The sequence below is a fragment of the Streptomyces sp. NPDC019396 genome (assembly GCF_040632375.1).
Taxonomy (GTDB): Bacteria; Actinomycetota; Actinomycetes; order Streptomycetales; family Streptomycetaceae; genus Streptomyces.
In genome coordinates this window covers 38,252-63,241 of record NZ_JBEYBS010000026.1, presented here as the reverse complement: position 1 = coordinate 63,241, position 24,990 = coordinate 38,252, and the positions used below count along the sequence as shown (strand labels likewise).

The following is a 24,990-nucleotide window of genomic DNA, read 5'->3' as shown; positions in this document are numbered from 1 at the left end:
ATCGTGGAGGTGACCGTACCGAGACGAGCGCCGAGAAGGACCCAGATGACCCGCGTGATCGCCGGTGCGGCCGGCGGACGTCGCCTGGCCGTACCGCCGGGCAACGGCACCCGCCCGACCTCCGACCGGGCGCGTGAGGGCCTCTTCTCCACCTGGGAGTCGCTGCTCGGCACCCTGCGGGGCGTGCGGGTCGCCGATCTCTACGCGGGCTCGGGCGCCGTCGGGCTCGAAGCCCTGTCCCGCGGCGCGTCCCACGCCCTCCTCGTGGAGGCCGACAACCGCGCCGTCCGCACGGTCAGGGAGAACGTACGGGCGCTCGCCCTGCCCGGCGCCGAGGTCCGCAGCGGCCGGGCCGAGCAGATCGTCCAGGGACCTGCGCCCGGCGACCCGTACGACATCGTGTTCCTGGACCCCCCGTACGCCGTGACCGACGATGATCTTCGCGAGATTATCCTCACACTCCGCACAGGGGGCTGGCTCGCGGACGATGCCGTCGTCACCGTGGAGCGCAGCACCAGAGGCGGCGAGTTCGTCTGGCCGGACGGCATCGAACCGCTGAGGGCCCGTCGTTACGGCGAAGGAACGCTTTGGTACGGTCGCGCCGCCTCTACGTGCGAAGACGCACCATGACCGGACCGGAGAGCGAGGGACTTCAGTTGCGCCGCGCCGTCTGTCCGGGGTCGTTCGACCCCATCACCAATGGACACCTCGACATCATCGCCCGAGCCTCCAAGCTGTACGACGTCGTGCACGTCGTGGTGATGATCAACCAGGCCAAGAAAGGCCTGTTCACCGTGGACGAGCGAATCGAGCTGATCCGTGAGGTCACCGCCGAGTACGGGAACGTCGAGGTGGAGGCGTACCACGGCCTCCTCGTCGACTACTGCAAGGAGCGGGACATCCCCGCCATCGTCAAGGGCCTGCGTGCCGTCAGCGACTTCGACTACGAGCTCCAGATGGCCCAGATGAACAACGGGCTCTCCGGCGTCGAGACGCTGTTCGTGCCCACCAGCCCGACCTACAGCTTCCTGTCGTCCTCCCTGGTCAAGGAGGTCGCCGCCTGGGGCGGCGACGTGTCCCACCTGGTGCCGCCGCTGGTGCTCGCGGCCCTGACCGAGCGCCTCCCGGCGAAGTGACGTCGCGGCCCTCGCGCTGACTGTTCTTCATGAGGTGTCGGACCCCGGCCGACTGGCCGTACAGTCGACCCGTCCGGCTCCTAACCGGCAATCGGCTGTTGTGACTGTGTAGAGAGTGGCGAGCACACGGTGGACGTGCAGAAGAAGCTCGACGAGATCGTCCAGGTGGTCGGGAACGCCCGGTCCATGCCCATGTCGGCCTCGTGCGTGGTCAACCGCGCCGAGCTGCTCGCCATGCTCGAGGAGGTGCGCGAGGTCCTGCCCGGCTCGCTCGCCCAGGCCGAGGAGCTCATCAGCGGCCGTGAGCACATGGTCGCCGATGCCCGCCAGGAGGCCGCGAGGATCATCGAGGCCGCGCACACCGAGCGTGGCTCCATGATCTCCGGCACCCAGATCGCCCAGCAGTCGCAGGAGGAAGCCGACCGCATTCTCGCCGAGGCCCGCCGGGAGGCCTCGGAGATCCGCGCGGAGGCCGATGAGTACGTCGACTCCAAGCTCGCCAACTTCGAGGTCGTGCTCAACAAGACCATCGGCTCCGTGGACCGCGGTCGCGAGAAGCTGCTCGGCCGCGCCCCGGGGCTCGGCGAACAGGGCTACGTGGACCCGGCCGATGACGACGCGCCCGAGTACAGCGCCGATCCGCAGACGCTGATCCAGCGGGCCGACGACTATGTGGACGCCAAGCTCGGCGCCTTCGAGGCGGTGCTCAGCAAGACCCTGGAGGCGGTCGGCCGCGGTCGGCAGAAACTGCACGGCCGGATCGCCACCGATGAGCTCGGAGCCCATATGGCCGCCCAGGACGCGGCGGACATGCACACGTCGACCAGCGACGCGGACTATCTCGCAGGGCTCGCCGAGCTCGCCGGTCCGCAGGCGCAGCAGCAGAATCCGCAGGCACAGCCGCACCCGCAGGCCCGGCCTGAGCAGCCCGTCCACATCCCGGCCCAGGCCGGACCGTATCCCGCGGACCCCGTCTACGGCGGCCAGCCCCAGGACCCGTACGCCTACCAGCAGGATCCGTACGCCACCGGCGCCTACGGCGCACAGCAGGGCTACGCCCAGCAGTACGACCAGAGCTACGCCCAGCAGTACGGCTACGACCCGCAGCAGTACCAGCAGCAGGGCCACCAGGCTCCGCAGCAGGACCAACAGCAGCAGGGCCACCAGGCCCAGCAGCCGCAGCTCGACGAGACGAGCTTCTTCGACACGAGCATGATCGACTTGGAACAGCTGCGACGTTACGAGCAGGGCCGCTGACCCTGCACGGACCGGATTGGGCCAACAGCGAACGGTCCAGTATCCTGGCTCTTCGGTCGCGTGTGCGTGCAGCTCGATGCTGCGCGGAAACCGCGGCCCCCTCTTGATCCAGACGCACGACCCGAAAGCAGGAAGCGCCCTGAACGCCCGCCTTGACCATCGCAACCCGCTCGTGTTCGACACACATGAGCTGGGCCGGCGTCCTGGTGCGCTCCAGCGGCTGACCCGCACGGTTGAGGCGCCCGGCGCGCCGGTGTTCGGCATCGAAGAGGTGATCGGGGTGCCCGCGGGCGCTCCGGTGGAGCTTGAGCTCCGCCTTGAGTCCGTCATGGAAGGGGTGCTCGTTACGGGCACCGCCCGTGCCCGGGCCGAGGGGGAGTGCGTAAGGTGTCTGGAGCCGCTGCGCCAGAAGGTTGCGGCGGACTTCCAGGAGATGTTCTCGTACCCTGACGCCGACGACCGGGGCCGCAGCCGCGCTGCGGAGCCGGGCGACGACGCCGAGGACGAGGGCATGATCTTCCTCGAGGACGGCCTGTTCGACCTCGAGCCCGTGCTGCGTGACGCGGTGGTGCTCGCACTGCCGATGCAGCCGGTGTGCCGGGAGGACTGTGCCGGACTGTGCCCCGAGTGCGGGGTCAGCCTGAACGACGAACCGGACCACCACCACGACGCCGTCGACATCCGTTGGGCGGCATTGCAGGGACTCGCCGATTCACTGGGAACCGGCGAGAAGGACAAGATGAGCGGCGACGCGCCTCGATCACCTCGCGCCGCCGAGAAGCAGGAGAAGTAGCCGTGGCTGTTCCGAAGCGGAAGATGTCGCGCAGCAACACGCGCCACCGCCGGTCGCAGTGGAAGGCTGCGGTCCCCACCCTGGTTTCGTGCGAGCGTTGCCAGGAGCCGAAGCTGCAGCACATTGCGTGCCCGAGCTGCGGCACCTACAACAAGCGCCAGGTCCTCGAGGTCTGAGCGGCTGGTGAGAGGCTCTATGTCTGACGCCAGTAAGCAGGCAGACAACGCAAGCGCAGCCTCGCCCCACACGCTTCTGGAAGGGCGGCTCGGGTATCCACTCGAGTCCGCCCTTCTGGTGCGTGCACTGACCCACCGCTCATACGCGTACGAGAACGGCGGTCTGCCCACCAACGAGCGGCTTGAGTTCCTCGGGGACTCGGTGCTCGGACTGGTGGTCACGGACACGCTTTACCGCACCCACCCGGATCTGCCCGAAGGCCAGCTGGCCAAGCTGCGGGCCGCGGTGGTCAACTCGCGCGCGTTGGCGGAGGTCGGGCGTGGCCTGGACCTTGGCTCCTTCATCCGGCTCGGCCGGGGCGAAGAGGGCACGGGCGGCCGGAACAAGGCGTCCATCCTCGCCGACACCCTTGAAGCCGTGATCGGCGCGGTCTATCTCGACCAAGGCCTCGATGCGGCCTCCGAGCTGGTTCACCGGCTCTTCGACCCGCTGATCGAGAAGTCCTCCAGCCTCGGTGCCGGACTGGACTGGAAGACCAGCCTTCAGGAGCTGACGGCCGCTGAGGGCCTTGGCGTGCCCGAGTACCTGGTCACCGAGACCGGTCCGGACCACGAGAAGACCTTCACGGCTGCCGCCCGCGTCGGTGGTGTCTCGTACGGCACCGGCACCGGCCGCAGCAAGAAGGAAGCGGAACAGCAGGCTGCCGAGTCCGCGTGGCGCGCGATCCGCGCTGCCGCGGACGAGCGTGTCGCCGCGGAGAAGGCGGCTGCCGAGCAGCTGGCTTCCGATGAATCCGCCTCGGAAGGGGCCGGCGCCCCTTCGGAGCAGGCCACGGCCTGATTCCGTTTCCGGCCTCCGCCGCGCCTCGGTGCGGCGGAGGCTTTCGGTTTTTCACCCCGGGCTCCGTCGCGGGAGCCCGGGAAACCCGCCGTACGTGCCGGAGGTACGCTGCGGGCGTCGTCCCATAGATCCGTAGACCTCTGTGGAGGAGCGCCCCGTGCCCGAGCTGCCCGAGGTCGAAGTGGTCCGGCGTGGGCTGGAGACCTGGGTCTCCGGGCGGGTCGTGTCCGAGGTCGAGGTGCGTCACCCCCGGGCCGTCAGGCGCCACTTCGGCGGAGCCGAGGACTTCGCGGCCCGCCTCAAGGGGCAGCGGATCGGTACCGCCCGGCGGCGTGGCAAGTACCTGTGGCTCCCGCTGGAGGACAGCGGCGCCGCGGTGCTCGGACATCTGGGGATGAGCGGGCAGCTGCTGGTGCAGCCCGAGGCAGCGGCCGAGGAGAAGCACCTGCGGATCCGCATCCGCTTCGACGACACTCTCGGGACCGAGCTCCGCTTCGTCGACCAGCGCACCTTCGGCGGTCTCTCGCTGCACGACACCAGCCCCGAGGGGCTACCGGATGTCATCGCCCATATCGCCAGGGATCCGCTCGACCGCGAGTTCGACGACTCCGTGTTCGTCACCGCCCTGCGGCGCAGGCGTACCACCGTCAAGCGCGCCCTCCTCGACCAGTCACTGATCAGCGGGGTCGGCAACATCTATGCCGACGAGGCCCTCTGGCGCGCCAAGCTGCACTACGACCGGCCGACGATGAGCCTGACCCGGCCCCGCGCCCTCGAACTCCTCGGGCATGTGCGGGACGTCATGAACGCGGCGCTCGCCGTCGGCGGCACCAGTTTCGACAGTCTCTACGTCAATGTGAACGGTGAGTCGGGGTACTTCGACCGCTCTCTGGACGCCTATGGCCGCGCGGGCGAGCCGTGCCGCCGCTGCGGGACCCCCATGCGCCGACGTCCCTGGATGAACCGCTCCAGCTACTTCTGCCCGCGCTGTCAGCGCCCGCCGCGCGTCTCGTCGTAGGACTCGCGCGCCGTGAGCACCTCGGGCATCCGGCTTTCCAGGAACTCCATCAGACCGACCAGGCGCTCGGCCACCTGCCGGCCGAGCGGGGTCAGTGCGTAGTCGACCCGCGGCGGATTGGTCGGCTGCGCCTCCCGATGCACCAGGCCGTCACGCTCCAGAGCCTGAAGGGTCTGGGAGAGCATCTTCTCGCTGACGCCGTCGATGCGGCGGCGCAGTTCGTTGAACCGGCAGCCCGACTCGTAGAGGGCGCCCAGGGCCAGGCCGCCCCACCGCCCGGTCACGTGCTCCAGCGCACCGCGGGACGGGCACTGCCGACTGAACACGTCGAAAGCAAGATTCTCAGCAAGGTCGTCAGCCACGCCACTCACCCTACGCCTGCGCTTCCCGAAGGCAGGTGCTCACCGCGGGACAGCGCCCGCGATGAGCACAGCGGCAATCGGAGGAAGCGTCAGAAGCCGAGGTCCTGCGTCCACAAGGGGCCGCCGTCCGCGAAGGACACCCCGACACCCGTCGTCCGGTAGTCGCAGTTCAGTAGGTGCGCGCGCTGGACGTCGTCGCTCATCCAGTGGCGCACCACCGTCTCGGCGTCGCCGGGTCCGCGGGCGAGGTTCTCCGCACCGAGGTTGCCGACGCCCAGCCGGGCCGCGCGCTTCCAGGGGTCGTTGCCATCGGGGTCGACATGGCCGAAGAAGCCGCGTGCCGCCATGTCCTCGCTGAACCGGCCGGCCAGGGCGTCGAGCGATCCGTCCTCGCGCAGCGGGCTGCATCCCACATTGGCGCGCTCCTCGTTGACGAGCGTGAGGACCTCGGCCTCGGCCGCAGCTTCGCCCGGGACCGCCGCGGACGTCTCCGCCGAGACCCCCGGCGCGGGCGAGTCGGGTGACGTCGCCGGGCCGGGGACAAGGGTGCGCGCCGGGGCGCTGGGCACCTTCTTCGGGTGCTGCTGCGGCGCTGACTTCCGCGCGGTGGACTCCTGCGGGGCGGCTGTCCGGGGGGCCCGCTGCTGCGGGACCGCCTTCCGAGGCTGCTCCGGCTTCGCTGCCGCATCCGCCTTAGCTGTCGCGTCCGGCTTCGCCGGTGCGGTCGGCCGGGGGGTCGCCTGCGGTGCGGTGCTCTTCCGGGGTGCGGCGGGCTTCCCCGCCTCCGGGGCCTTCGGCTGCGGCTTTGCGGGCGCCGGCGACGCCTTGGAATAGGTCGCCGACAGACCGGTCTCGGATTCCCGGAGCTGGAGCTGCCTACTGCTGGAGCTGTTCTCGCCCAGCAGGAACTCCTTGCCTCCAGGCACTACACCGGTGGCCGCGGCCACGGTGGCCACCGCCACGGCGGCGACGGCTGCGAGCAGCCCGGTGCGCACGGGCACGGCAGCCCGGTTCTTCCGGCGGTGGCGTCCCATCCGGTCGCCCTTTCTGTACTCGAGTGTGACTTCACCCGTACGAGTGAGGTCAATGCGTGGCAATGTACGGCAATACGGACGTGGGCGATGTGATGCACAAGCCATTGACCGGCTAGCTTCCGGGGCATGAATGAACACGCACGCCTCACCGTCTGGGTGCGCGGCCAGGTGCAGCGGGTGGGCTTTCGCTGGTTCACCAGGGAAAACGCCATGGAGATCGGCGCTCTCGAGGGTTTCGCGCTCAATCTCGACGACGGTCGGGTGCAGGTGGTGGCAGAGGGCCCACGTGAGAATTGCCACCGTCTTCTGGACTGGCTCCGCTCGTCCGACACGCCCGGGAAGGTGGATGGCGTGACCGAGATCTGGGGACTTCCGCGCGGTGGTTACGAGGGATTCGCGATCCGCTGACGAAGGGGCGGGGAAGGGGCGGGCGCACGGCCGCGCGGTGTGTTCATAGCGATGCCGACGGCACATGCGTTCGATGGAAACGGCCTGGTGGTTGCCAAGAACGGCCTCTGCGTGCCAGTCTTCCGCAGTAAGGATGATCTCCTCGCCCCCTGGGCCCCGCTGGAGAGCCGCGGTCGCGATGTCGGCGCCCGCCTGCCCCCGGGATGTCCGCCGATACGGGGCGTGATCGTGTTGACCGTCAAACTTTTTGGTGAGACGCTGGAAGCCCCGCGCACCTTAGCTGTTTGGCAGTACGAACCGCAGTCATGACAAGCGCTGCCAAGCACCGCGGGTGCGAAAATCCCTCACGACCCACACCGCATCGGTCGGTCACTCAGTGTGGAGGACCATCCATCATGGCAAAGGCGCTTCTCGGTTACGTCGGCGGTTCCGACCCGCGACTTCTCGCCGAGATGCGACGGCTTCAGCAGCGCGTCCAGGATCTGGAATCCGAGCTCGTACGGATCCAGACCGAGAACGACGCGCTGAGTGCCGCCGCACAGCACCATGGCGAGTCGCTGCTTGAAGGCATCGACATCGACGTACCCAAGGGCGAGCCGGCGCTCACCTGATGTCAACCCCCCGTCGAGGTCAGGTGAGAAACTCTCGCTGGTAGGTATGCAAGGGACGCTTCGGCGTCCCTTCTTTTTTGCCTCGCCGGTCCCTCTTCTCGAGGCCCCCTTCGGCCGTGTGTCGAACGGCTGTTGGTTTGCGTTTCACCGTGCTTTACCGTCTGATCTGCCCTGCCCCTTCATAGGTGAAACCGCGACCGCGAGGTAGAGTCCGCGGGCGTGCACCTCAAGGCCCTGACCCTCCGCGGGTTCAAATCCTTCGCGTCCGCCACGACGCTGCGTTTCGAGCCGGGCATCACGTGTGTCGTGGGTCCGAATGGCTCAGGCAAGTCGAATGTGGTGGACGCGCTGTCCTGGGTCATGGGTGAGCAGGGTGCGAAATCGCTGCGCGGCGGCAAGATGGAGGACGTCATCTTCGCCGGGACCACCGGGCGCCCGCCGCTCGGCCGGGCCGAGGTCTCGCTGACGATCGACAACTCCGACGGCGCGCTGCCGATCGAATACGCCGAGGTCACCATTACGCGGATCATGTTCCGCAATGGAGGCAGTGAATACCAGATCAACGGGGATACCTGCCGGCTGCTCGACATCCAGGAACTGCTCTCGGACTCCGGTATCGGACGCGAGATGCATGTCATCGTCGGCCAGGGCCAGCTCGATTCCGTACTGCACGCCGATCCGATGGGGCGGCGTGCGTTCATCGAGGAGGCCGCCGGTGTCCTGAAGCACCGCAAGCGCAAGGAAAAGGCGCTGCGCAAGCTGGACGCGATGCAGGCCAACCTCGCGCGCGTACAGGATCTGACCGACGAGCTGCGGCGCCAGCTCAAGCCACTCGGACGGCAGGCGGCGGTCGCGCGGCGGGCCGCCGTCATCCAGGCCGATCTGCGCGATGCCCGGCTGCGGCTGCTCGCCGACGACCTCGTACGGATGCGCGAGGCGCTGAAGTCCGAGGTCGCCGACGAGGCCGCGCTCAAACAGCGCAGGGAGTCCGCGGACCGGGAGCTGAAGGCCGCGCAGACCCGCGAGGCGGAGCTCGAGGACGAGGTGCGGCGCCTGACACCGCGCCTCCAGAGTGCCCAGCAGACCTGGTACGAGCTCTCGCAGCTCGCGGAGCGGGTGCGGGGCACCGTGTCGCTGGCGGACGCCCGGGTGAAGAGCGCCACCTCGGCACCCGATGAGGAACGCCGCGGCCGGGACCCCGAGGACATGGAGCGCGAGGCTGCCCGGATCCGCGAGCAGGAGGCGGAGCTGGAGGCCGCGTTGGAGGCGGCCGAACGCGCGCTCGACGACACCGTCGCGCACCGTGCCGAACTGGAGCGCGAACTCGCCGTCGAGGAACGCAGACTGAAGGACGTGGCGCGGGCGATCGCCGACCGGCGCGAGGGTCTGGCACGGTTGAACGGCCAGGTCAACGCGGCCCGTTCGCGCGCGGCGTCCGCACAGGCGGAGATCGACCGTCTGGCGGTGGCCCGGGACGAGGCGCGGGAGCGGGCGACCGCTGCTCAGGAGGACTACGAGCAGCTCAAGGCCGAGGTGGACGGGCTGGACGCGGACGACTCCGCCCTGGCCGATGCCCACGAAGCCGCCAAACGGGAACTGGCGGAGGCCGAGACGGCGTTGTCGGCGGCCCGCGAAGCCGCCACGACGGCCGAGCGCAGACGCGCGGCCCTGGCCGCCCGCCACGAGGCGCTGGCCCAGGGCCTGCGCCGCAAGGACGGCACGGGCGCACTGCTTTCGGCCAGGGACAGTCTCACCGGGCTGCTCGGACCCGCCGCGGAGCTCCTCACGGTCACTCCGGGGTACGAGGTCCCGGTCGCGGCGGCGCTCGGGGCGGCTGCCGACGCCATCGCGGTGCGGGATCCCGCGAGCGCCGCGGAAGCGCTTCGCCTGCTGCGCAAACAGGACGCGGGGCGGGCGGCCCTGCTGCTGTCGGTCCCGGCCCAGGGGCCGGCCGCCATGGAGGCCGTCGCGGTGCACGGTACGTCGGGCGGTCCGGCGGAGGTGCGCTGCCAGGCGGAGGCGGGCGGCCAGGCGGGCGGAGTGGCGGACGCAGGACCGCACACATCCGTGGAGGGACTGGTGGCGCCCCGCACCCCGGAGAGCGGTGTACCGCACGCCGAAGGGCTGGTTCCGGCCCAGGCGACGGGCCCAGTCCCGCCGCGGATCGCCGACCTGCTGCGTGGGCCCCAGGCGCTGATGCCCGCCATTCAGCGGCTCGTACGGGACATGGTGGTCGTCGGCACGCTGGACGAGGCGGAGGAACTGGTCGGGAACCGGCCCGGGCTGATCGCTGTGACCGCCGAAGGCGATGTGCTCGGGGTGCACTTCGCGCACGGTGGCTCCGCGGGGGCCCCGAGCCTGCTGGAGGTCCAGGCAGCCGTGGACGAGGCCGCGGCCGGGCTTGAGGAACTCGCCGTACGGTGCGACGAGCTGGCAGGGCAGCAGCAGGAAGCGGCGGAGCGGCGCAAGGAGTGCACCCAGCGGGTCGAGGAACTCGGGGAGCGGCGGCGTGCGGCCGAGAAGGAGAAGTCGGGCGTCGCCCAGCAGTTGGGGCGGCTCGCCGGCCAGGCCCGGGGCGCTGCGGGCGAGGCCGAGCGCTCGGCCGCAGCGGCGGCCCGCGCCGAAGAGGCGCTGGAGAAGGCGCTGTACGAGGCGGAGGAGCTGGCCGAGCGGCTGGCGGTGGCCGAGGAGAGTGCCCCCTTCGGGGAGGGAGCGGACGAGGAGCCCGACACCTCGGTACGGGACCGGCTGGCGGCGGACGGCGCGAACGCCCGCCAGACCGAGATGGAGGCCCGTCTCCAGGCCCGTACCCACGAGGAGCGGGTGAAAGGCCTCGCGGGCCGCGCCGATTCGCTCGACCGCGCGGCCCGTGCCGAACGTGAGGCGCGGGCCCGCGCCGACCAGCGCCGAGCGAGGCTCCGTCATGAGGCGGCCGTCGCCGAGGCCGTCTCCCGTGGTGCCAGGCAGCTGCTCGCCCACGTGGAGGTGTCCGTCGTACGCGCCGAGCAGGAGCGGGCGGCGGCCGAGGCCGCCAAGTCCGCCCGCGAGCAGGAGCTGACGAGCGCCCGCGCTGAGGGCCGGGAGCTCAAGGGCGAGCTCGACAAGCTCACCGACTCCGTGCACCGCGGAGAGGTGCTCGGAGCCGAGAAGCGGCTGCGCATCGAGCAGCTCGAGGCCAAGGCCCTGGACGAGCTCGGTGTCGAGCCCGCCGGCCTGGTCGCGGAGTACGGGCCCGACCAGCTCGTGCCCCCGTCCCCGCCCGCGGAAGGCGAGGAGCTCCCGGACGACCCGGAGCATCCGCGCAACCAGCCGAGGCCGTTCGCCCGCGCGGAGCAGGAGAAGCGGCTCAAGTCAGCCGAACGGGCGTACCAGCAGCTCGGAAAGGTGAACCCGCTCGCCCTTGAGGAGTTCGCGGCCCTGGAGGAACGCCACAAGTTCCTGTCCGAGCAGCTCGAAGACCTGAAGAAGACCCGTGCCGAGCTCCTTCAGCTCGTGAAGGAGGTCGACGAGCGGGTCGAGCAGGTGTTCACAGAGGCGTACCGGGATACCGCGCGTGAGTTCGAAGGTGTGTTCTCGCGGCTCTTTCCGGGCGGTGAGGGGCGGCTCGTCCTGACCAACCCGGAGAACATGCTGACCACCGGCGTCGATGTGGAGGCCCGTCCGCCGGGCAAGAAGGTCAAGCGGCTGTCGCTGCTCTCAGGCGGCGAGCGTTCCCTGACGGCGGTGGCGATGCTGGTGTCCATCTTCAAGGCCAGGCCGAGCCCGTTCTATGTGATGGACGAGGTCGAGGCGGCCCTGGACGACACCAATCTCCAGCGGCTCATCCGCATCATGCAGGAGCTCCAGGAGAGCTCCCAGCTGATCGTCATCACCCACCAGAAGCGCACGATGGAGGTCGCGGACGCGCTGTACGGCGTGTCCATGCAGGGCGACGGCGTCTCCAAGGTCATCAGCCAGCGCCTGCGCTAGGCCGCTGTCCGGCGCAGGACCCCTGCCCGGCTCGTTCACGGTCACCTGCGCTTCACACAACCTTCAAAACTTGAAGCCACAATGTCCGATCTGCCGATTAGGTGGATTCAGTCGATGCTCTTGACTTCGAAACTTGAACGCATAGTCTCTGCAACGTTGCTTTTACCTTCAAGTGGTGGGCGATGTGAACTTGTGCGCCACTTGAAGTGCTCGTCCCCCCACGCCCGGCGACGCCGCTGGGCGGCCCCAGGAGTTCATGTGACCAGCACATCGCAGGCGCAGCCGCCCGAAGGTCGTAAGGCCCGGCCTGAGCATCTCGGCCATGTCATCTTCATCGCGGCTGCGGCCGCCATGGGGGGCTTCCTCTTCGGCTACGACAGCTCGGTGATCAATGGCGCCGTCGTAGCCATCCGGGACCGCTTCGATGTCGGCTCCGAGGTCCTCGCCCAGGTCATCGCCGCCGCGCTGATCGGCTGTGCCATCGGCGCCGCGACCGCCGGCCGTATCGCCGACCGCATCGGCCGTATCCGGGTCATGCAGATCGCCGCGACCCTGTTCACCATCAGCGCGGTCGGTTCGGCCCTGCCGTTCGCCCTCTGGGACCTTGCCATGTGGCGTGTGCTCGGCGGTGTCGCCATCGGCATGGCGTCGGTCATCGGCCCCGCCTACATCGCCGAGGTCTCCCCGCCCGCCTACCGCGGCCGGCTCGCCTCGTTCCAGCAGGCCGCGATCGTCATCGGCATCGCCATCTCACAGCTGGTCAACTGGGCCATCCTGAGCTTCGCCGACGGCAAGCAGCGCGGCGAGATCGCCGGACTCGAGGCCTGGCAGTGGATGCTCGGCGTGATGGTGGTCCCGTCGGTGCTCTACGGCCTGCTGTCGCTCGTCATCCCCGAGTCGCCGCGCTTCCTGATCTCGGTCGGCCGCAAGGAAAAGGCCCGCGAGGTCCTCCTCGACGTCGAGGGCAAGGGCGTGGATCTCGACGTACGGGTCGCCGAGATCGAGCAGAACATGCGGCACGAGCACAAGCCGACGTTCAAGGACCTGCTCGGTGGACGCTTCGGCTTCCTGCCGATCGTCTGGATCGGCATCGGCCTGTCCGTCTTCCAGCAGCTCGTCGGTATCAACGTGATCTTCTACTACAGCTCCTCGCTGTGGCAGTCCGTCGGTATCAACCCGGAGAGCTCGTTCCTCTACTCCTTCGAGACGTCCATCGTGAACATCATCGGCACCGTGATCGCGATGATCTTCGTCGACAGGATCGGCCGCAAGCCGCTCGCGCTCATCGGCTCCGTCGGTATGGCGGTCTCGCTCGGGTGCGCCGCCTGGGCCTTCTCGTACAAGTCCGGGGTCGGCGACGCCGTCTCGCTGCCCAGCCTCCAGGGCACGGTCGCGCTGATCGCCGCCAACTTCTTCGTCCTGTTCTTCGCCCTCTCCTGGGGCGTGGTGGTGTGGGTGCTGCTGGGTGAGATGTTCCCGGGCCGGATCCGCGCCGCGGCGCTGGGCGTCGCCGCATCGGCCCAGTGGATCGCCAACTGGCTGATCACCGTGACCTTCCCGACCCTCTCGGACTGGAACCTCTCGGGCGCCTACATGATCTACACATTCTTCGCTCTGCTCTCGATCCCGTTCATCCTGAAGTGGGTGCCGGAGACGAAGGGCAAGGCGTTGGAGGAGATGGGCTAATCCCCGCTGCCCCTCTCCTCGGAACGCGGTACTGCCCCGGCTCAGCCCTTGAGCCGGGGCAGTACCTGTTCGCAGAACAGCTGCACGCTGCGCCAGCCCTCGTCCACCGGCATGCCTCCGCACAGCGGATGCAGCACCAGGCTGTCGGCGCTCGTCGCCAGGCACTCCTCGGGCGTCACCACCCTGTAAACCCCCTCCTCCCGCAGCCCGTCCACGGTCGTCGCGGCCGAGCGCACCGCGGAGCGGATGTCCCGGGACTGCCAGGACGCGTAGGTCCGTGCCTCGTGCAGGAAGTGCTCCCCGTGGCGTGCCCATGTCTCGTCCGGGTCCTCGGACAGATGCAGCAGCGCGGTCCGCTCCGCAGGCATCATGCAGAAGCCGTCCGTGCCGTACTCCTCGCGCAGCCGGTGGTAGTACGCCTCAAGGTCGGGCAGATGCGCGCTCGGGAAGAAGGGCAGCCCGAGCCGCGCGGCGCGCCGGGCCGCCGGCCTGGACGATCCGCCCACCAGCAGCATCGGGTGCGGCTGGGTGTACGGCCGCGGAGTGACCCGCACGGTCCGGCCCCGGTACTCGAACTCCTCCCCGGTCCACGCCGCGAGCAGGGTGTCCAGGAGCTCGTCCTGGAGGGCGCCCCGGCGCTCCCAGTCGACGCCGTGGGCCGCGTACTCCTCGGGCCGGTAGCCGATTCCTGCGACCGTGACCAGTCGTCCCCGGCTGACCAGGTCCAGTACGGCGATGTCCTCGGCCAGCCGCAGCGGGTCGTGCAGCGGGCCGATGACCGCGGACACGGTGACCGCGATCCGCCGCGTGGCGCCGAACACCGCGCCCGCGAAGGTGAAGGGGGACGGCAGCCAGTTGTCGGCCACCCCGTGGTGCTCCTCGGTCTGGACGGTGTCAACGCCGCGGTCATCGGCGTACGCGGCCATCTCCAGCGCCGCGCGGTAGCGGGCGGCGAGGGGCTCGGGAGTCGCCGCTGGGTCGACGAGGTTGAACCGTATGACGGTGAAGGCCATGCCGAGACGCTAGCTGACGCTCAGTCAGATGAGAACACCGTGGACGACGGCCCGCGCGCGTAGTCTTCCGCTACGACGCGAGGCTCGTGCGATCCTCCGAGAGCGCTGATCGTGCGGACCGTGGCCGATACTGGACGGGTTATGGAAATCGTCATCCTTGCTGTAGTCATCGCTCTGGTCGCCGTCGGCCTGATCAGCGGGCTCGTGGTCAGCAGCCGCAGGAAGAAGCAGCTGCCGCCATCGGCGCCGTCGGACACGCCGACCATCACCGCTCCGCCAGCCGAGCCGCATGTCGGCGAGGAGGCGGAGACACCTCGGGAGGAACCCCGCCGCACCGTCGAGGAGGTCGTACTCCCCGAAACCCAGGCTCCAGCCGCCGAGGCTCCCGTCGAAGAGGCGGAGCCGGAAGCACCGGCCGTTCTGGAGGTCGAGGTCCCCGAGCCGGCGGCCGGCCGGCTCGTACGCCTGAGGGCCCGGCTGGCCCGCTCGCAGAACGCGCTCGGCAAGGGGCTGCTGACCCTGCTGTCGCGCGAGCACCTCGATGAGGAGACGTGGGAGGAGATCGAGGACACCCTCCTGCGGGCCGACGTCGGTGTCGCGCCGACGCAGGAGCTGGTCGAGCACCTGCGTGAGCGGGTGAAGGTCCTGGGCACGCGTACCCCCGACGACCTGCGCGCACTGCTCCGCGAGGAGCTGCTGCGCCTGGTGGGCACGGACGCCGAACGCTCGGTGAGGACCGAGAGCGGCCTGGAGACCCCCGGCATCGTGATGGTCGTCGGTGTCAACGGCACCGGCAAGACCACCACCACGGGCAAGCTGGCGCGTGTCCTGGTGGCCGACGGCCGGTCCGTCGTGCTCGGCGCTGCCGACACCTTCCGTGCGGCGGCTGCCGACCAGCTCCAGACCTGGGGCGAGCGGGTCGGCGCCCGCACCGTGCGCGGGCCGGAGGGCGGTGACCCGGCGTCGATCGCCTACGACGCCGTCAAGGAGGGCATCGCCGAGGGCGCGGACGTCGTGCTGATCGACACGGCCGGGCGCCTCCACACCAAGACCGGGCTCATGGACGAGCTCGGCAAGGTCAAGCGTGTCGTGGAGAAGCACGCCCCGCTCGACGAGGTGCTGCTCGTGCTCGACGCGACCACCGGGCAGAACGGACTGGTGCAGGCCCGCGTCTTCGCCGAGGTGGTCGACATCACCGGCATCGTGCTCACCAAGCTGGACGGCACCGCCAAGGGCGGCATCGTCGTCGCGGTCCAGCGTGACCTGGGCGTACCGGTCAAGCTCATCGGACTGGGCGAAGGCCCTGACGACCTGGCTCCGTTCGAGCCGGAGGCGTTCGTCGACGCGCTGATCGGGGACTAGGTGTTCTGTCCTGGGAGGTTGTGGACGGGTGAGCCAGGTCTCGGCTGAGGAGTCTTGAACAGGTGAGGGCCTTCCGGGTTCGGTGTGGATTGCGACGTCTACACCGACCGAAAGGCCCTCGTGCCCCACCGTAATGCACCCCTGACCGAGACCGGACGGCGGCATCGCGGATGCTCGCGCCGATCCCCGCCCTCTCTTGGGACGCCGCCGAGCCGGAGCTGGTCGAATCGTCACGGCCCGTCCCCCCTCTGCGGACGCGGGGCCGTCGTCCTGTCCGGCAGGTCGTCGGGCTATACGACCGCTGAGCGGTGGCAGACGTAGGCCAGGGTGCCCAGCAGGAGCCGGGCCTCGGGCGGGGCGGTCGCGGCGGCGGTGATGTTCAGGGACGGCGGCCGGAGCCAGTGCACCGGCCCGAGGCCTCCGTGGTCCGAGGGCGGGGCCGTGATGAAGCAGCCGGTGCTCAGGCAGTGCAGATCGAGGTCCGCGTCGTCCCAGCCCATGCGGTAGAGCAGGCCGGGAAGTTCGGACGCCGCACCCGGGGCCACGAAGAACTGTGCGCGACCGGTCGGGGTCGCGCACACCGGCCCGAGGGGGAGACCCATCCGCTCAAGGCGCACCAGCGCGTGCCGGCCCGCGGTGAGCGCGACATCCAGCACGTCGAAGGCCCGTCCCACCGGCAGCAGCACCGACGCTCCGGGCACCTCGGCCCATGCCCTCGTGACATCGTCGAGCGTGGCTCCCGCCCGGACCTCCGGAGCGAACGCCAGGGGATGTGCCCCGGGAGCCGCGCACGACGCCTCGCCGCAGGAGCAGTGCCCCGCCGATGCCCGCGCGCCCGGGACCACGTCCCAGCCCCACAGCCCGGTGTACTCGGCCACCGCCGTGCACTCGGTCGTCCGCCCGCGGCGCCAAGCGCCGCCCGGCTTTCGGCCGGGGGGACCCCCGGGCCGGATCTCCCTGACCACCCGGCTGCCGCCGATCGTGAAGCCCATGCCCCCTCCAACGGGTCGAACGCGTCGGTGGTTACGACGTGGAGCGTTCTGGTGACGCAGAGTCGCAGGTCGGGCCGTCCCGGCCGGATTCAAAGGCGTCTCGTGGCGCGGGGGGTGGTGCGCCCCGTTCCGTGCGCCCTGGCGCGCAACGCTCCGCCCACTGCTCCGTTGTCGCATGTTGTCGCATGTCAAGTGAATCGCGCCTGGCCGCAGGCGGGTTCATTCGCAGGGGTGGCGAATGGTGGCGTTTCTGAGAACGCCATGGCCGAGCCAGTGATCGTAGGATTACTTTCAGTACATGAACCCGGGGCGGTCGCCTTCCATGCGGGTATGCCGGAGGCAGGTCGGTTTTTCGTCCCGGATTCGCGTTCGAAGAGGTGCAACCACCGGAAGGCGGGGCAGTAACCCACAGCGCTCTGATACGGGTTCGCGTGACAACGGCAACAGGGCAACAGACGGCAACAGATAGGGGGCGGCGTTTCAGTGAGCGGCGGCAGCGACGCGGACGGTACGTCCACCGGTAAGCGCCCGAACGAGCAACTGAGCTCGTGGTTCGTGCGCAGTGGCTGGTCCAAGGGCGAGCTGGCGCGGCAGGTGAACCGCAGGGCGCGCCAGATGGGCGCCCCCCACATCAGCACGGACACCTCCCGGGTACGGCGCTGGCTGGACGGTGAGCAGCCGCGCGAGCCGATTCCGCGCATCCTGTCCGAGCTCTTCTCCGAGCGCTTCGGCAGCGTCATCGCCGTCGAGGACCTGGGCCTGCGCACGGCCCATCAGTCGCCGTCCGTGTCCGGTGTGGACCTGCCCTGGACCGGCCACCAGACCGTCTCCCTGCTCAACGAGTTCTCGCGCAGTGACCTGATGCTGGCCCGCCGAGGCTTCCTCGGCACCTCGCTCGCCCTCTCGGCCGGCCCCGCCCTCATCGAACCCATGCAGCGCTGGCTGGCGCCCGGCCCGCCCACCGATGCCGCGCCGCAGCCGTCAGCGGCGGGCTCCCAGCGCCTCTCTCCGCTCTCCGGCCCTGAGCTCGAACTGCTCGAGTCCACCACCGCGATGTTCCGCCAGTGGGATGCCCAGTGCGGCGGCGGACTGCGCCGCAAGGCCGTTGTCGGCCAGCTTCATGAGGTGACCGACCTGCTCCAGGAGGCTCATCCCGAGCCGACCGCTAAGCGTCTGTTCCGCTGCGCCGCCGAACTGGCTGAGCTCGCCGGCTGGATGAGCTACGACATCGGTCTCCAGCCCACCGCCCAGAAGTACTTCGTGCTGGCCCTGCACGCCGCCAAGGAGGCCGGGGACAAGCCGCTCGGCTCCTTCATCCTCTCGTCCATGAGCCGGCAGATGATCCACCTGGGCAGGCCGGATGACGCCCTTGAGCTGATCCATCTCGCCCAGTACGGCAGCCGTGACTGCGCCACCCAGCGCACCCAGGCCATGCTGTATGCGATGGAGGCCCGCGCCTACGCCAACATGGGCCAGCCCAGCAAGACCAAGCGGGCCGTCCGCATGGCAGAGGACACCTTCGCCGACGCCCTCGAGACCAATGAGCCCGAGCCCGACTGGATCCGATTCTTCTCCGAGGCCGAGCTCAACGGCGAGAACGCCCACTCGTACCGCGACCTGGCCTATGTGGCGGGTCGCAGCCCCAGCTACGCCTCACTCGCCGAGCCCGTCATGCGGCGTGCGGTCGAGCTCTTCGCCGAGGACCACGAGCACAAGCGCTCGTATGCACTGAACCTCATCGGCATGGCCACGGTGCATCTGCTGAAGCGGGAGCCCGAGCAGTCCACGCAGCTCGCAGGGCAGGCACTGAAAGTGGCCAAGCGGATACGGTCGGAGCGGGTCAACACCCGGCTTCGCAAGACCGTCGACACGGCGGCCAGGGACTTCGGTGATGTCCCCGAGGTCGCCCACCTCACAGAGGTGCTCACGGCCCAGCTGCCCGAGACCGCCGAGGCGGTCTGACCTGGCACGACCCCCAGAACCCCGGCCGCGACGCCACCCATAACAGCCCGACTCGGCCCCCCACGCCAGGTCAACCGGGTGCGTCGCGGCCGGTCGGCATGCGCCCGGGCGCATCCCGGAAGCCTCCCCAGGCTTCCGGGCCCCTTCTCCTCCGCCGTGGAGGGTACTCGCGTGACGTTTCCGTGACCCTTCAGTTCATCGGCGTGTAACACGCCCGATCGCTTCGTCACTGCGGTGAAACATCGGGCGGCATCGGCGGAAACCGCGGCGCGCCAACCTCATGGCGCATAACCGGCCGACTCCCAGGCAGCCGCACCGGACACTCGCCCACCGGTTGTCCAGCCAGCCCAGGCTCCGCCCGCACAGGCCGTACGACGACGAGGAGACGCCGATGCCCCCAGGCATCACGCTTGCCGCAGACGCCCCCCAGCTGTCTGCCGCCAACACCGGGTTCATGCTCATCTGCTCCGCACTGGTGATGCTCATGACGCCGGGCCTGGCCTTCTTCTACGGAGGCATGGTCCGGGTCAAGAGCACCCTCAACATGCTGATGATGAGCTTCATCAGCCTCGGGATCGTCACGATCCTGTGGGTGCTGTACGGCTTCAGCCTGGCCTTCGGCACCGACTCGGGCTCCCTGATCGGCTGGTCGTCCGACTACGTCGGACTGAGCGGCATCGGCCTGAACGAGCTGTGGGACGGCTACACCATCCCGGTGTACGTCTTCGCCGTGTTCCAGCTGATGTTCGCGATCATCACACCCGCCCTGATCAGCGGTGCGCTCGCGGACCGGGTGAAGTTCAGCGCCTGGGCACTGTTCATCGTGCTGTGGGTCACCATCGTCTACTTCCCGGTCGCGCACTGGGTCTGGGGCGCGGGCGGCTGGCTGTTCGAGCTGGGCGTGATCGACTTCGCCGGCGGCACCGCCGTCCACATCAACGCCGGCGCAGCCGCGCTCGGTGTGATCCTCGTGATCGGCAAGCGGGTCGGCTTCAAGAAGGACCCGATGCGCCCGCACAGCCTCCCGCTGGTGATGCTCGGCGCAGGGCTCCTGTGGTTCGGCTGGTTCGGCTTCAACGCGGGCTCCTGGCTCGGCAACGACGACGGCGTCGGCGCGGTGATGTTCGTCAACACCCAGGTCGCCACCGCCGCCGCGATGCTCGCCTGGCTCGGCTACGAGAAGATCCGCCACGGTTCCTTCACCACCCTGGGCGCTGCCTCCGGCGCGGTCGCGGGACTCGTCGCCATCACCCCGTCCGGCGGCTCCTGCTCCCCGCTCGGCGCGATCGGCATCGGCGCCGTCGCCGGTCTGGTGTGCGCCATGGCTGTCGGCCTCAAGTACAAGCTCGGCTACGACGACTCGCTCGACGTGGTGGGCGTGCACCTCGTAGGCGGTGTCATCGGCTCCCTCCTGGTGGGCTTCTTCGCCACCGGAGGTGTCCAGTCCGACGCCAAGGGCCTCTTCTACGGCGGCGGCTTCGAGCAGCTCGGCAAGCAGGCCATCGGTGTCTTCGCGGTTCTCGCCTACTCTCTGATCGTCTCCGCGATCCTCGCATTCGCCCTCGACAAGACGATCGGCATGCGGGTCACCGAGGACGACGAGGTCTCCGGCATCGACCAGGTCGAGCACGCCGAGACCGCGTACGACTTCAGCGGAGCGGGCGGCGGGGCCGCCGCGCGCAGGAGCGTCGCCCCCGCACCCGCCGACACCGAGGCAGCCGCACCGCAGACGAAGAAGACCAAGAAGGTGGACGCATGAAGCTCATCACCGCAGTCGTGAAGCCCCACCGGCTGGACGAGATCAAGGAGGCCCTCCAGGCCTTCGGAGTCCAGGGGCTCACCGTCACCGAGGCCAGCGGCTACGGGCGGCAGCGCGGCCACACCGAGGTCTACCGTGGTGCCGAGTACACCGTCGACCTCGTCCCCAAGATCCGCATCGAGGTGCTGGCCGAGGACGACGACGCCGAAGAGCTGATCGACGTGGTGGTGAAGGCGGCGAGGACCGGCAAGATCGGGGACGGCAAGGTGTGGAGCGTCCCCGTCGAGACGGCGGTCCGGGTGCGGACCGGTGAACGCGGCCCGGACGCGCTGTAGCGGCTGCTGCGGAGCGCTCACGCTCATATAGGGCAATGCACCAAGTGCCGCAGGACCGAGAGCTGTAGACGGGAGCTACCGGGTGACGAGCCTCGATGTGACCACGGAAACGGAAGACTCGGGACCCAGCGGCTATGCGGCGGCCCGGCTGCGCCTTCTCCAGGAGAAGGAGCGGTCCGGGCCGCCGCGCCGTGCGGCCCTGGCCCGGCTGACCGATGAGTGGCTCGCCGCGCTTTTCAGCTCCGCGGTGCGGAGCACCGGGGTGCGCGGCGCCGCCCTCGTCGCCGTCGGCGGCTACGGACGCGGCGAGCTGTCCCCGCGCAGTGACCTCGACCTGCTGATCCTGCACGACGGCAGCGCCGACGCCGGGGCGATCGCCTCCCTCGCCGACCGGATCTGGTACCCGGTCTGGGACCTCGGGCTCGCGCTGGACCACTCCGTGCGCACCGCGGGCGAGGCCCGCAAGACCGCCGGCGACGACCTCAAGGTGCAGCTCGGACTGCTCGACGCCCGTGGCGTGGCCGGAGACCTGGGCCTGGTGGCCGCCCTGCGCACCGCCGTACTCGCCGACTGGCGCAACCAGGCCGTGAAGCGGCTGCCCGAGCTGGACGAGCTCTGCCGCGAGCGGGCAGCACGCCAGGGCGAGCTCCAGTACCTGCTGGAACCCGACCTAAAGGAGGCCCGCGGGGGACTGCGGGACGCCACCGCCCTGCGGGCCGTCGCCGCGTCCTGGCTCGCCGACGCGCCCCGTGAGGGCCTCGCCGACGCGGGACGGGTCCTCCTCGACACCCGGGACGCCCTCCACCTCACCACCGGGCGTGCCACCGACCGGCTCGCCCTCCAGGAACAGGACCAGGTGGCTCAAGAGCTCGGCCTACTCGACGCCGACACCCTGCTGCGGCAGGTGTACGAGGCCGCGCGGACGGTTTCGTACGCCTCGGATGTCACCTGGCGCGAGGTGAACCGCGTGCTCAAGGCCCGGTCCGCACGCCCCCGGCTGCGCGCCGTGTTCGGCGGGCGGCGCCCCGAGCCCGAGCGCACCCCACTGGCCGAAGGCGTGGTCGAGATGGACGGCGAGGCCGTCCTCGCCCGTACCGCCAGGCCCGAGCGCGACCCGGTGCTGCCGCTGCGGGCCGCAGCCGCTGCCGCCCAGTCCGGGCTGCCGCTCTCCCGGCACGCCGTGCGCCACCTGGCCACGGCCGCCGCGCCGCTGCCGGTGCCCTGGCCCGCCGACGCACGCGAGGAACTGGTCACGCTGCTCGGCGCCGGTGAGTCCACCGTCGCCGTATGGGAGGCCCTGGAGGCCGAAGGGCTGATCACCCGGCTGCTCCCGGACTGGGAGCGGGTCCGCTGCCGTCCCCAGCGCAATGCCGTGCACACCTGGACCGTCGACCGCCACCTGGTCGAGACCGCCGTACGCGCCGCGGCCCTCACCCGCCGTGTCAGCCGCCCAGACCTGCTCCTGGTCGCCGCGCTGCTGCACGACATCGGCAAGGGCTGGCCGGGCGACCACTCGGTCGCCGGTGAGACCATCGCCCGCGACATGGCCGGGCGGATCGGCTTCGACAAGCACGACGTGGCCGTCGTCGCCGCGCTCGTCCGCCACCATCTGCTGCTCATCGAGACCGCCACGCGGCGCGATCTGGACGACCCCGCGACCCTGCGGGCGGTCGCCGACGCTGTCGGCTCACCGGGCACGCTGGAACTGCTGCACGCGCTCACCGAGGCCGACGCACTCGCCACCGGACCCGCCGCCTGGTCCGCCTGGCGCGGCTCGCTCGTCGCCGACCTGGTGAAACGGGTCGCAGGGGTGCTCGCCGGGCAGGCCCCCGAGGAACCGGAGCCCGCGGCGCCCACCGCCGAGCAGGAACGGCTCGCCGTGGAGGCGCTGCGCACGGGTGGTCCCGTGCTCGCCCTGCATGCCCAGGCCGAGGCCCCCCAGCACGAAGGTGAGCCCGAGCCGGTCGGCGTTGAACTCCTGATCGCCGTGCCCGACCAGCCGGGGGTGCTGCCCGCCGTCGCGGGTGTCCTCGCCCTGCACCGGCTCACCGTGCGTGCCGCCGACCTCAGGGCCATCGAACTGCCGAGCGAGGTCGGTTCCGGATCCGTCCTCGTACTCGACTGGCGGGTGGCGGCGGCCTACGGCTCGCTGCCGCAGGCCGCACGGCTGCGGGCCGATCTCGTACGCGCCCTCGACGGCTCGCTGGACATCCGGTCCAGACTGGCCGAGCGCGAGGCGGCGTACCCGCGCAGGCGCGGTGCCACCGCGCCCCCGGCCCGGGTCACCGTGGCCTCGGCGGCCTCCCGGTTCGCCACCGTGATCGAGGTGCGGGCCCAGGACGTGCCCGGGCTGCTGCACCGCATCGGTCGGGCACTGGAGTCGGCGGCGGTACGGGTGCGCAGCGCGCATGTGTCCACGCTGGGCGCGAACGCGGTGGACGCCTTCTATGTCACGGGTCCCGAAGGCGCCCCGCTGCCCTCGGGGGAGGCCGCGGAGGTCGCCAGGACGCTGGAGGCCGCGCTGCGCGCCTGACCGCCTGCCCCTCGGGGGCGTGCGTACGGTCCCGGGGCGGGGGGCAGACCCCACTCGCCCGTACGGATACCCTTGGGGGACATCTGCCCACCTGCCCCCGAGACCCGAGGATCCGCGACCGCCGTGTTCGATACCCTTTCCGACCGCCTTGCCGCGACATTCAAGAACCTCCGGGGCAAGGGCAGGTTGTCCGAGGCGGACATCGACGCCACAGCACGCGAGATCCGTATCGCGCTGCTCGAGGCCGACGTCGCGCTGCCCGTCGTCCGCTCCTTCATCAAGGACGTCAAGGAGCGCGCTCTGGGCTCCGAGGTGTCCCAGGCGCTGAACCCCGCCCAGCAGGTCATCAAGATCGTCAACGAGGAGCTCATCGGGATCCTCGGCGGTGAGACCCGGCGCCTGCGGTTCGCCAAGCAGCCGCCCACCGTGATCATGCTCGCGGGTCTCCAGGGTGCGGGTAAGACCACCCTCGCCGGAAAGCTCGGCCTCTGGCTCAAGAGCCAGGGCCATTCGCCGCTGCTCGTCGCGTGTGACCTCCAGCGCCCCAACGCCGTCAACCAGCTGGCCGTGGTCGCCGAGCGGGCCGGTGTCGCCGTGTTCGCACCGCAGCCGGGCAACGGCGTCGGCGACCCGGTCCAGGTCGCCAAGGAGTCGATCGAGTACGCGAAGTCGAAGGTCCACGACATCGTCGTGGTCGACACCGCCGGCCGCCTCGGTATCGACCAGGAGATGATGCAGCAGGCCGCGGACATCCGGGACGCGGTCAGCCCTGACGAGGTCCTGTTCGTCGTCGACTCGATGATCGGCCAGGACGCGGTCAACACCGCGGAGGCCTTCCGTGACGGCGTCGGCTTCGACGGCGTGGTGCTCTCCAAGCTGGACGGCGACGCGCGCGGTGGTGCCGCGCTCTCCATCGCGCATGTCACCGGCAAGCAGATCATGTTCGCCTCCAACGGCGAGAAGCTGGACGAGTTCGACGCGTTCCACCCGGACCGCATGGCGTCCCGCATCCTCGGCATGGGCGATGTGCTCTCGCTCATCGAGAAGGCCGAGCAGACCTTCAGCCAGGAAGAGGCCGCCAAGATGGCCTCCAAGCTGGCGAGCAGCAAGGGCAAGGACTTCACGCTCGACGACTTCCTGGCCCAGATGGAGCAGGTCAGGAAGATGGGCTCCATCTCCAAGCTGCTCGGCATGCTGCCCGGCATGGGTCAGATCAAGGACCAGATCAACAACATCGACGAACGCGACGTGGACCGCACGGCGGCGATCATCAAGTCGATGACGCCGGCCGAGCGCCAGGAACCGACGATCATCAACGGCTCGCGCCGCGCCCGTATCGCCAAGGGTTCCGGTGTCGACGTCAGCGCGGTCAAGGGCCTGGTCGAGCGGTTCTTCGAGGCCCGCAAGATGATGTCGAGGATGGCGCAGGGCGGCGGTATGCCCGGCATGCCGGGGATCCCCGGCATGGGTGGCGGCCCCGGCCGCCAGAAGAAGCAGCAGAAACAGGCCAAGGGCAAGCGCAAGAGCGGCAACCCGATGAAGCGCAAGGCCGAGGAGCAGGCCGCCGCGGCCCGTCGCGAGCAGGCCGCTGAGGGCGGTGCGTTCGGCCTCCCGCCGGGCGGCGCGGGCAAGGACTTCGAGCTCCCGGACGAGTTCAAGAAGTTCATGGGCTGACAGGCCGCCCCCGTGGAGCGGTGCCAGAGGGCCCCGCGGTCGTACCGACCGCGGGGCCCTCGGCCATGT

General features: G+C 70.1%; 21 protein-coding genes. 17 read left to right on the top strand and 4 right to left on the bottom strand.

The window, feature by feature from the left end:
* Positions 1-45 precede the first annotated feature (45 nt).
* The 7 genes from rsmD (at position 46) to mutM (ending at position 5,221) form a co-directional block, all read left to right on the top strand.
* A complete protein-coding gene (gene rsmD, locus ABZ532_RS26065; protein WP_361288490.1) occupies positions 46-630 on the top strand; it encodes a 16S rRNA (guanine(966)-N(2))-methyltransferase RsmD in 585 nt (194 codons plus the stop codon).
* Positions 627-1,136, top strand: a complete 510-nt coding sequence (gene coaD, locus ABZ532_RS26060) for a pantetheine-phosphate adenylyltransferase (RefSeq protein WP_361288487.1) — start codon at positions 627-629, stop codon at positions 1,134-1,136. The genes rsmD and coaD overlap by 4 nt, the downstream gene beginning before the upstream one ends.
* 129 nt (positions 1,137-1,265) lie before the next feature.
* Positions 1,266-2,393 (top strand): cell division initiation protein, encoded by a 1,128-nt coding sequence (locus tag ABZ532_RS26055; RefSeq protein ID WP_361288484.1) that lies wholly within the window; start codon positions 1,266-1,268, stop codon positions 2,391-2,393.
* A 76-nt stretch (positions 2,394-2,469) separates the two neighbouring features.
* The gene (locus tag ABZ532_RS26050; protein ID WP_361288481.1) at positions 2,470-3,186 is read left to right on the top strand and encodes a DUF177 domain-containing protein; all 717 of its coding nucleotides are present in this window, start codon (positions 2,470-2,472) and stop codon (positions 3,184-3,186) included.
* Positions 3,187-3,188: 2 nt separating this feature from the next.
* Positions 3,189-3,362, top strand: coding sequence for a 50S ribosomal protein L32 (rpmF, locus tag ABZ532_RS26045; protein ID WP_003965982.1), 174 nt, complete (start codon positions 3,189-3,191; stop codon positions 3,360-3,362).
* Between the two features lie 19 nt (positions 3,363-3,381).
* Complete coding sequence (gene rnc, locus ABZ532_RS26040) at positions 3,382-4,203, top strand: ribonuclease III (RefSeq protein WP_361288478.1); 822 nt, start codon at positions 3,382-3,384, stop codon at positions 4,201-4,203.
* Positions 4,204-4,360: 157 nt separating this feature from the next.
* A complete protein-coding gene (mutM, locus tag ABZ532_RS26035) occupies positions 4,361-5,221 on the top strand; it encodes a bifunctional DNA-formamidopyrimidine glycosylase/DNA-(apurinic or apyrimidinic site) lyase (RefSeq protein ID WP_361288475.1) in 861 nt (286 codons plus the stop codon).
* On the opposite strand, the gene ABZ532_RS26030 is transcribed toward mutM, so the two are convergent.
* Positions 5,194-5,583 carry a helix-turn-helix domain-containing protein gene (locus ABZ532_RS26030; protein ID WP_361288472.1) on the bottom strand — a complete coding sequence of 130 codons (390 nt, stop codon included), beginning with the start codon at positions 5,581-5,583 and terminating at the stop codon, positions 5,194-5,196. The two genes, mutM and ABZ532_RS26030, sit on opposite strands and share 28 nt — an antisense overlap.
* An 89-nt stretch (positions 5,584-5,672) precedes the next feature.
* Entirely contained in the window at positions 5,673-6,617 is a 945-nt protein-coding gene (locus tag ABZ532_RS26025) for a CAP domain-containing protein (protein WP_361288469.1), read from the bottom strand.
* 126 nt (positions 6,618-6,743) lie between these two features.
* On the opposite strand from ABZ532_RS26025, the gene ABZ532_RS26020 reads away from it, so the two are divergent.
* The 4 genes from ABZ532_RS26020 to ABZ532_RS26005 all read left to right on the top strand — a co-directional run bounded on the left by ABZ532_RS26020 (position 6,744) and on the right by ABZ532_RS26005 (position 13,291).
* The gene (locus ABZ532_RS26020; RefSeq protein WP_361288466.1) at positions 6,744-7,025 is read left to right on the top strand and encodes an acylphosphatase; all 282 of its coding nucleotides are present in this window, start codon (positions 6,744-6,746) and stop codon (positions 7,023-7,025) included.
* Between the two features lie 395 nt (positions 7,026-7,420).
* Positions 7,421-7,636 (top strand): hypothetical protein, encoded by a 216-nt coding sequence (locus ABZ532_RS26015; RefSeq protein ID WP_361288463.1) that lies wholly within the window; start codon positions 7,421-7,423, stop codon positions 7,634-7,636.
* A gap of 219 nt (positions 7,637-7,855) precedes the next feature.
* Entirely contained in the window at positions 7,856-11,605 is a 3,750-nt protein-coding gene (locus ABZ532_RS26010) for an AAA family ATPase (RefSeq protein ID WP_361288460.1), read from the top strand.
* 258 nt (positions 11,606-11,863) lie between these two features.
* A complete protein-coding gene (locus ABZ532_RS26005; RefSeq protein WP_361288457.1) occupies positions 11,864-13,291 on the top strand; it encodes a sugar porter family MFS transporter in 1,428 nt (475 codons plus the stop codon).
* A gap of 41 nt (positions 13,292-13,332) precedes the next feature.
* Here ABZ532_RS26005 and ABZ532_RS26000 read toward each other — a convergent pair whose 3' ends face one another.
* Positions 13,333-14,304: an LLM class flavin-dependent oxidoreductase gene (locus ABZ532_RS26000; RefSeq protein ID WP_361288454.1), complete on the bottom strand. Its 972-nt coding sequence runs from the start codon at positions 14,302-14,304 to the stop codon at positions 13,333-13,335.
* Positions 14,305-14,445: 141 nt separating this feature from the next.
* Between ABZ532_RS26000 and ftsY the strand changes: the two genes are divergently transcribed.
* Complete coding sequence (gene ftsY / locus ABZ532_RS25995; protein ID WP_361288451.1) at positions 14,446-15,666, top strand: signal recognition particle-docking protein FtsY; 1,221 nt, start codon at positions 14,446-14,448, stop codon at positions 15,664-15,666.
* A gap of 290 nt (positions 15,667-15,956) precedes the next feature.
* Here ftsY and ABZ532_RS25990 read toward each other — a convergent pair whose 3' ends face one another.
* Positions 15,957-16,658, bottom strand: coding sequence for a bifunctional DNA primase/polymerase (locus tag ABZ532_RS25990; protein ID WP_361288448.1), 702 nt, complete (start codon positions 16,656-16,658; stop codon positions 15,957-15,959).
* Between the two features lie 483 nt (positions 16,659-17,141).
* On the opposite strand from ABZ532_RS25990, the gene ABZ532_RS25985 reads away from it, so the two are divergent.
* The 5 genes from ABZ532_RS25985 to ffh all read left to right on the top strand — a co-directional run bounded on the left by ABZ532_RS25985 (position 17,142) and on the right by ffh (position 24,921).
* Positions 17,142-18,620 carry a hypothetical protein gene (locus ABZ532_RS25985; RefSeq protein ID WP_361288445.1) on the top strand — a complete coding sequence of 493 codons (1,479 nt, stop codon included), beginning with the start codon at positions 17,142-17,144 and terminating at the stop codon, positions 18,618-18,620.
* 391 nt (positions 18,621-19,011) lie between these two features.
* Positions 19,012-20,379, top strand: a complete 1,368-nt coding sequence (locus ABZ532_RS25980; protein WP_361288442.1) for an ammonium transporter — start codon at positions 19,012-19,014, stop codon at positions 20,377-20,379.
* Positions 20,376-20,714 (top strand): P-II family nitrogen regulator, encoded by a 339-nt coding sequence (locus ABZ532_RS25975; RefSeq protein WP_361288439.1) that lies wholly within the window; start codon positions 20,376-20,378, stop codon positions 20,712-20,714. The genes ABZ532_RS25980 and ABZ532_RS25975 overlap by 4 nt, the downstream gene beginning before the upstream one ends.
* An 82-nt stretch (positions 20,715-20,796) precedes the next feature.
* Positions 20,797-23,247 carry a [protein-PII] uridylyltransferase gene (locus ABZ532_RS25970; RefSeq protein ID WP_361288437.1) on the top strand — a complete coding sequence of 817 codons (2,451 nt, stop codon included), beginning with the start codon at positions 20,797-20,799 and terminating at the stop codon, positions 23,245-23,247.
* 123 nt (positions 23,248-23,370) lie between these two features.
* Positions 23,371-24,921: a signal recognition particle protein gene (gene ffh / locus ABZ532_RS25965; RefSeq protein ID WP_361288434.1), complete on the top strand. Its 1,551-nt coding sequence runs from the start codon at positions 23,371-23,373 to the stop codon at positions 24,919-24,921.
* The last annotated feature ends 69 nt before the right edge of the window (positions 24,922-24,990 follow it).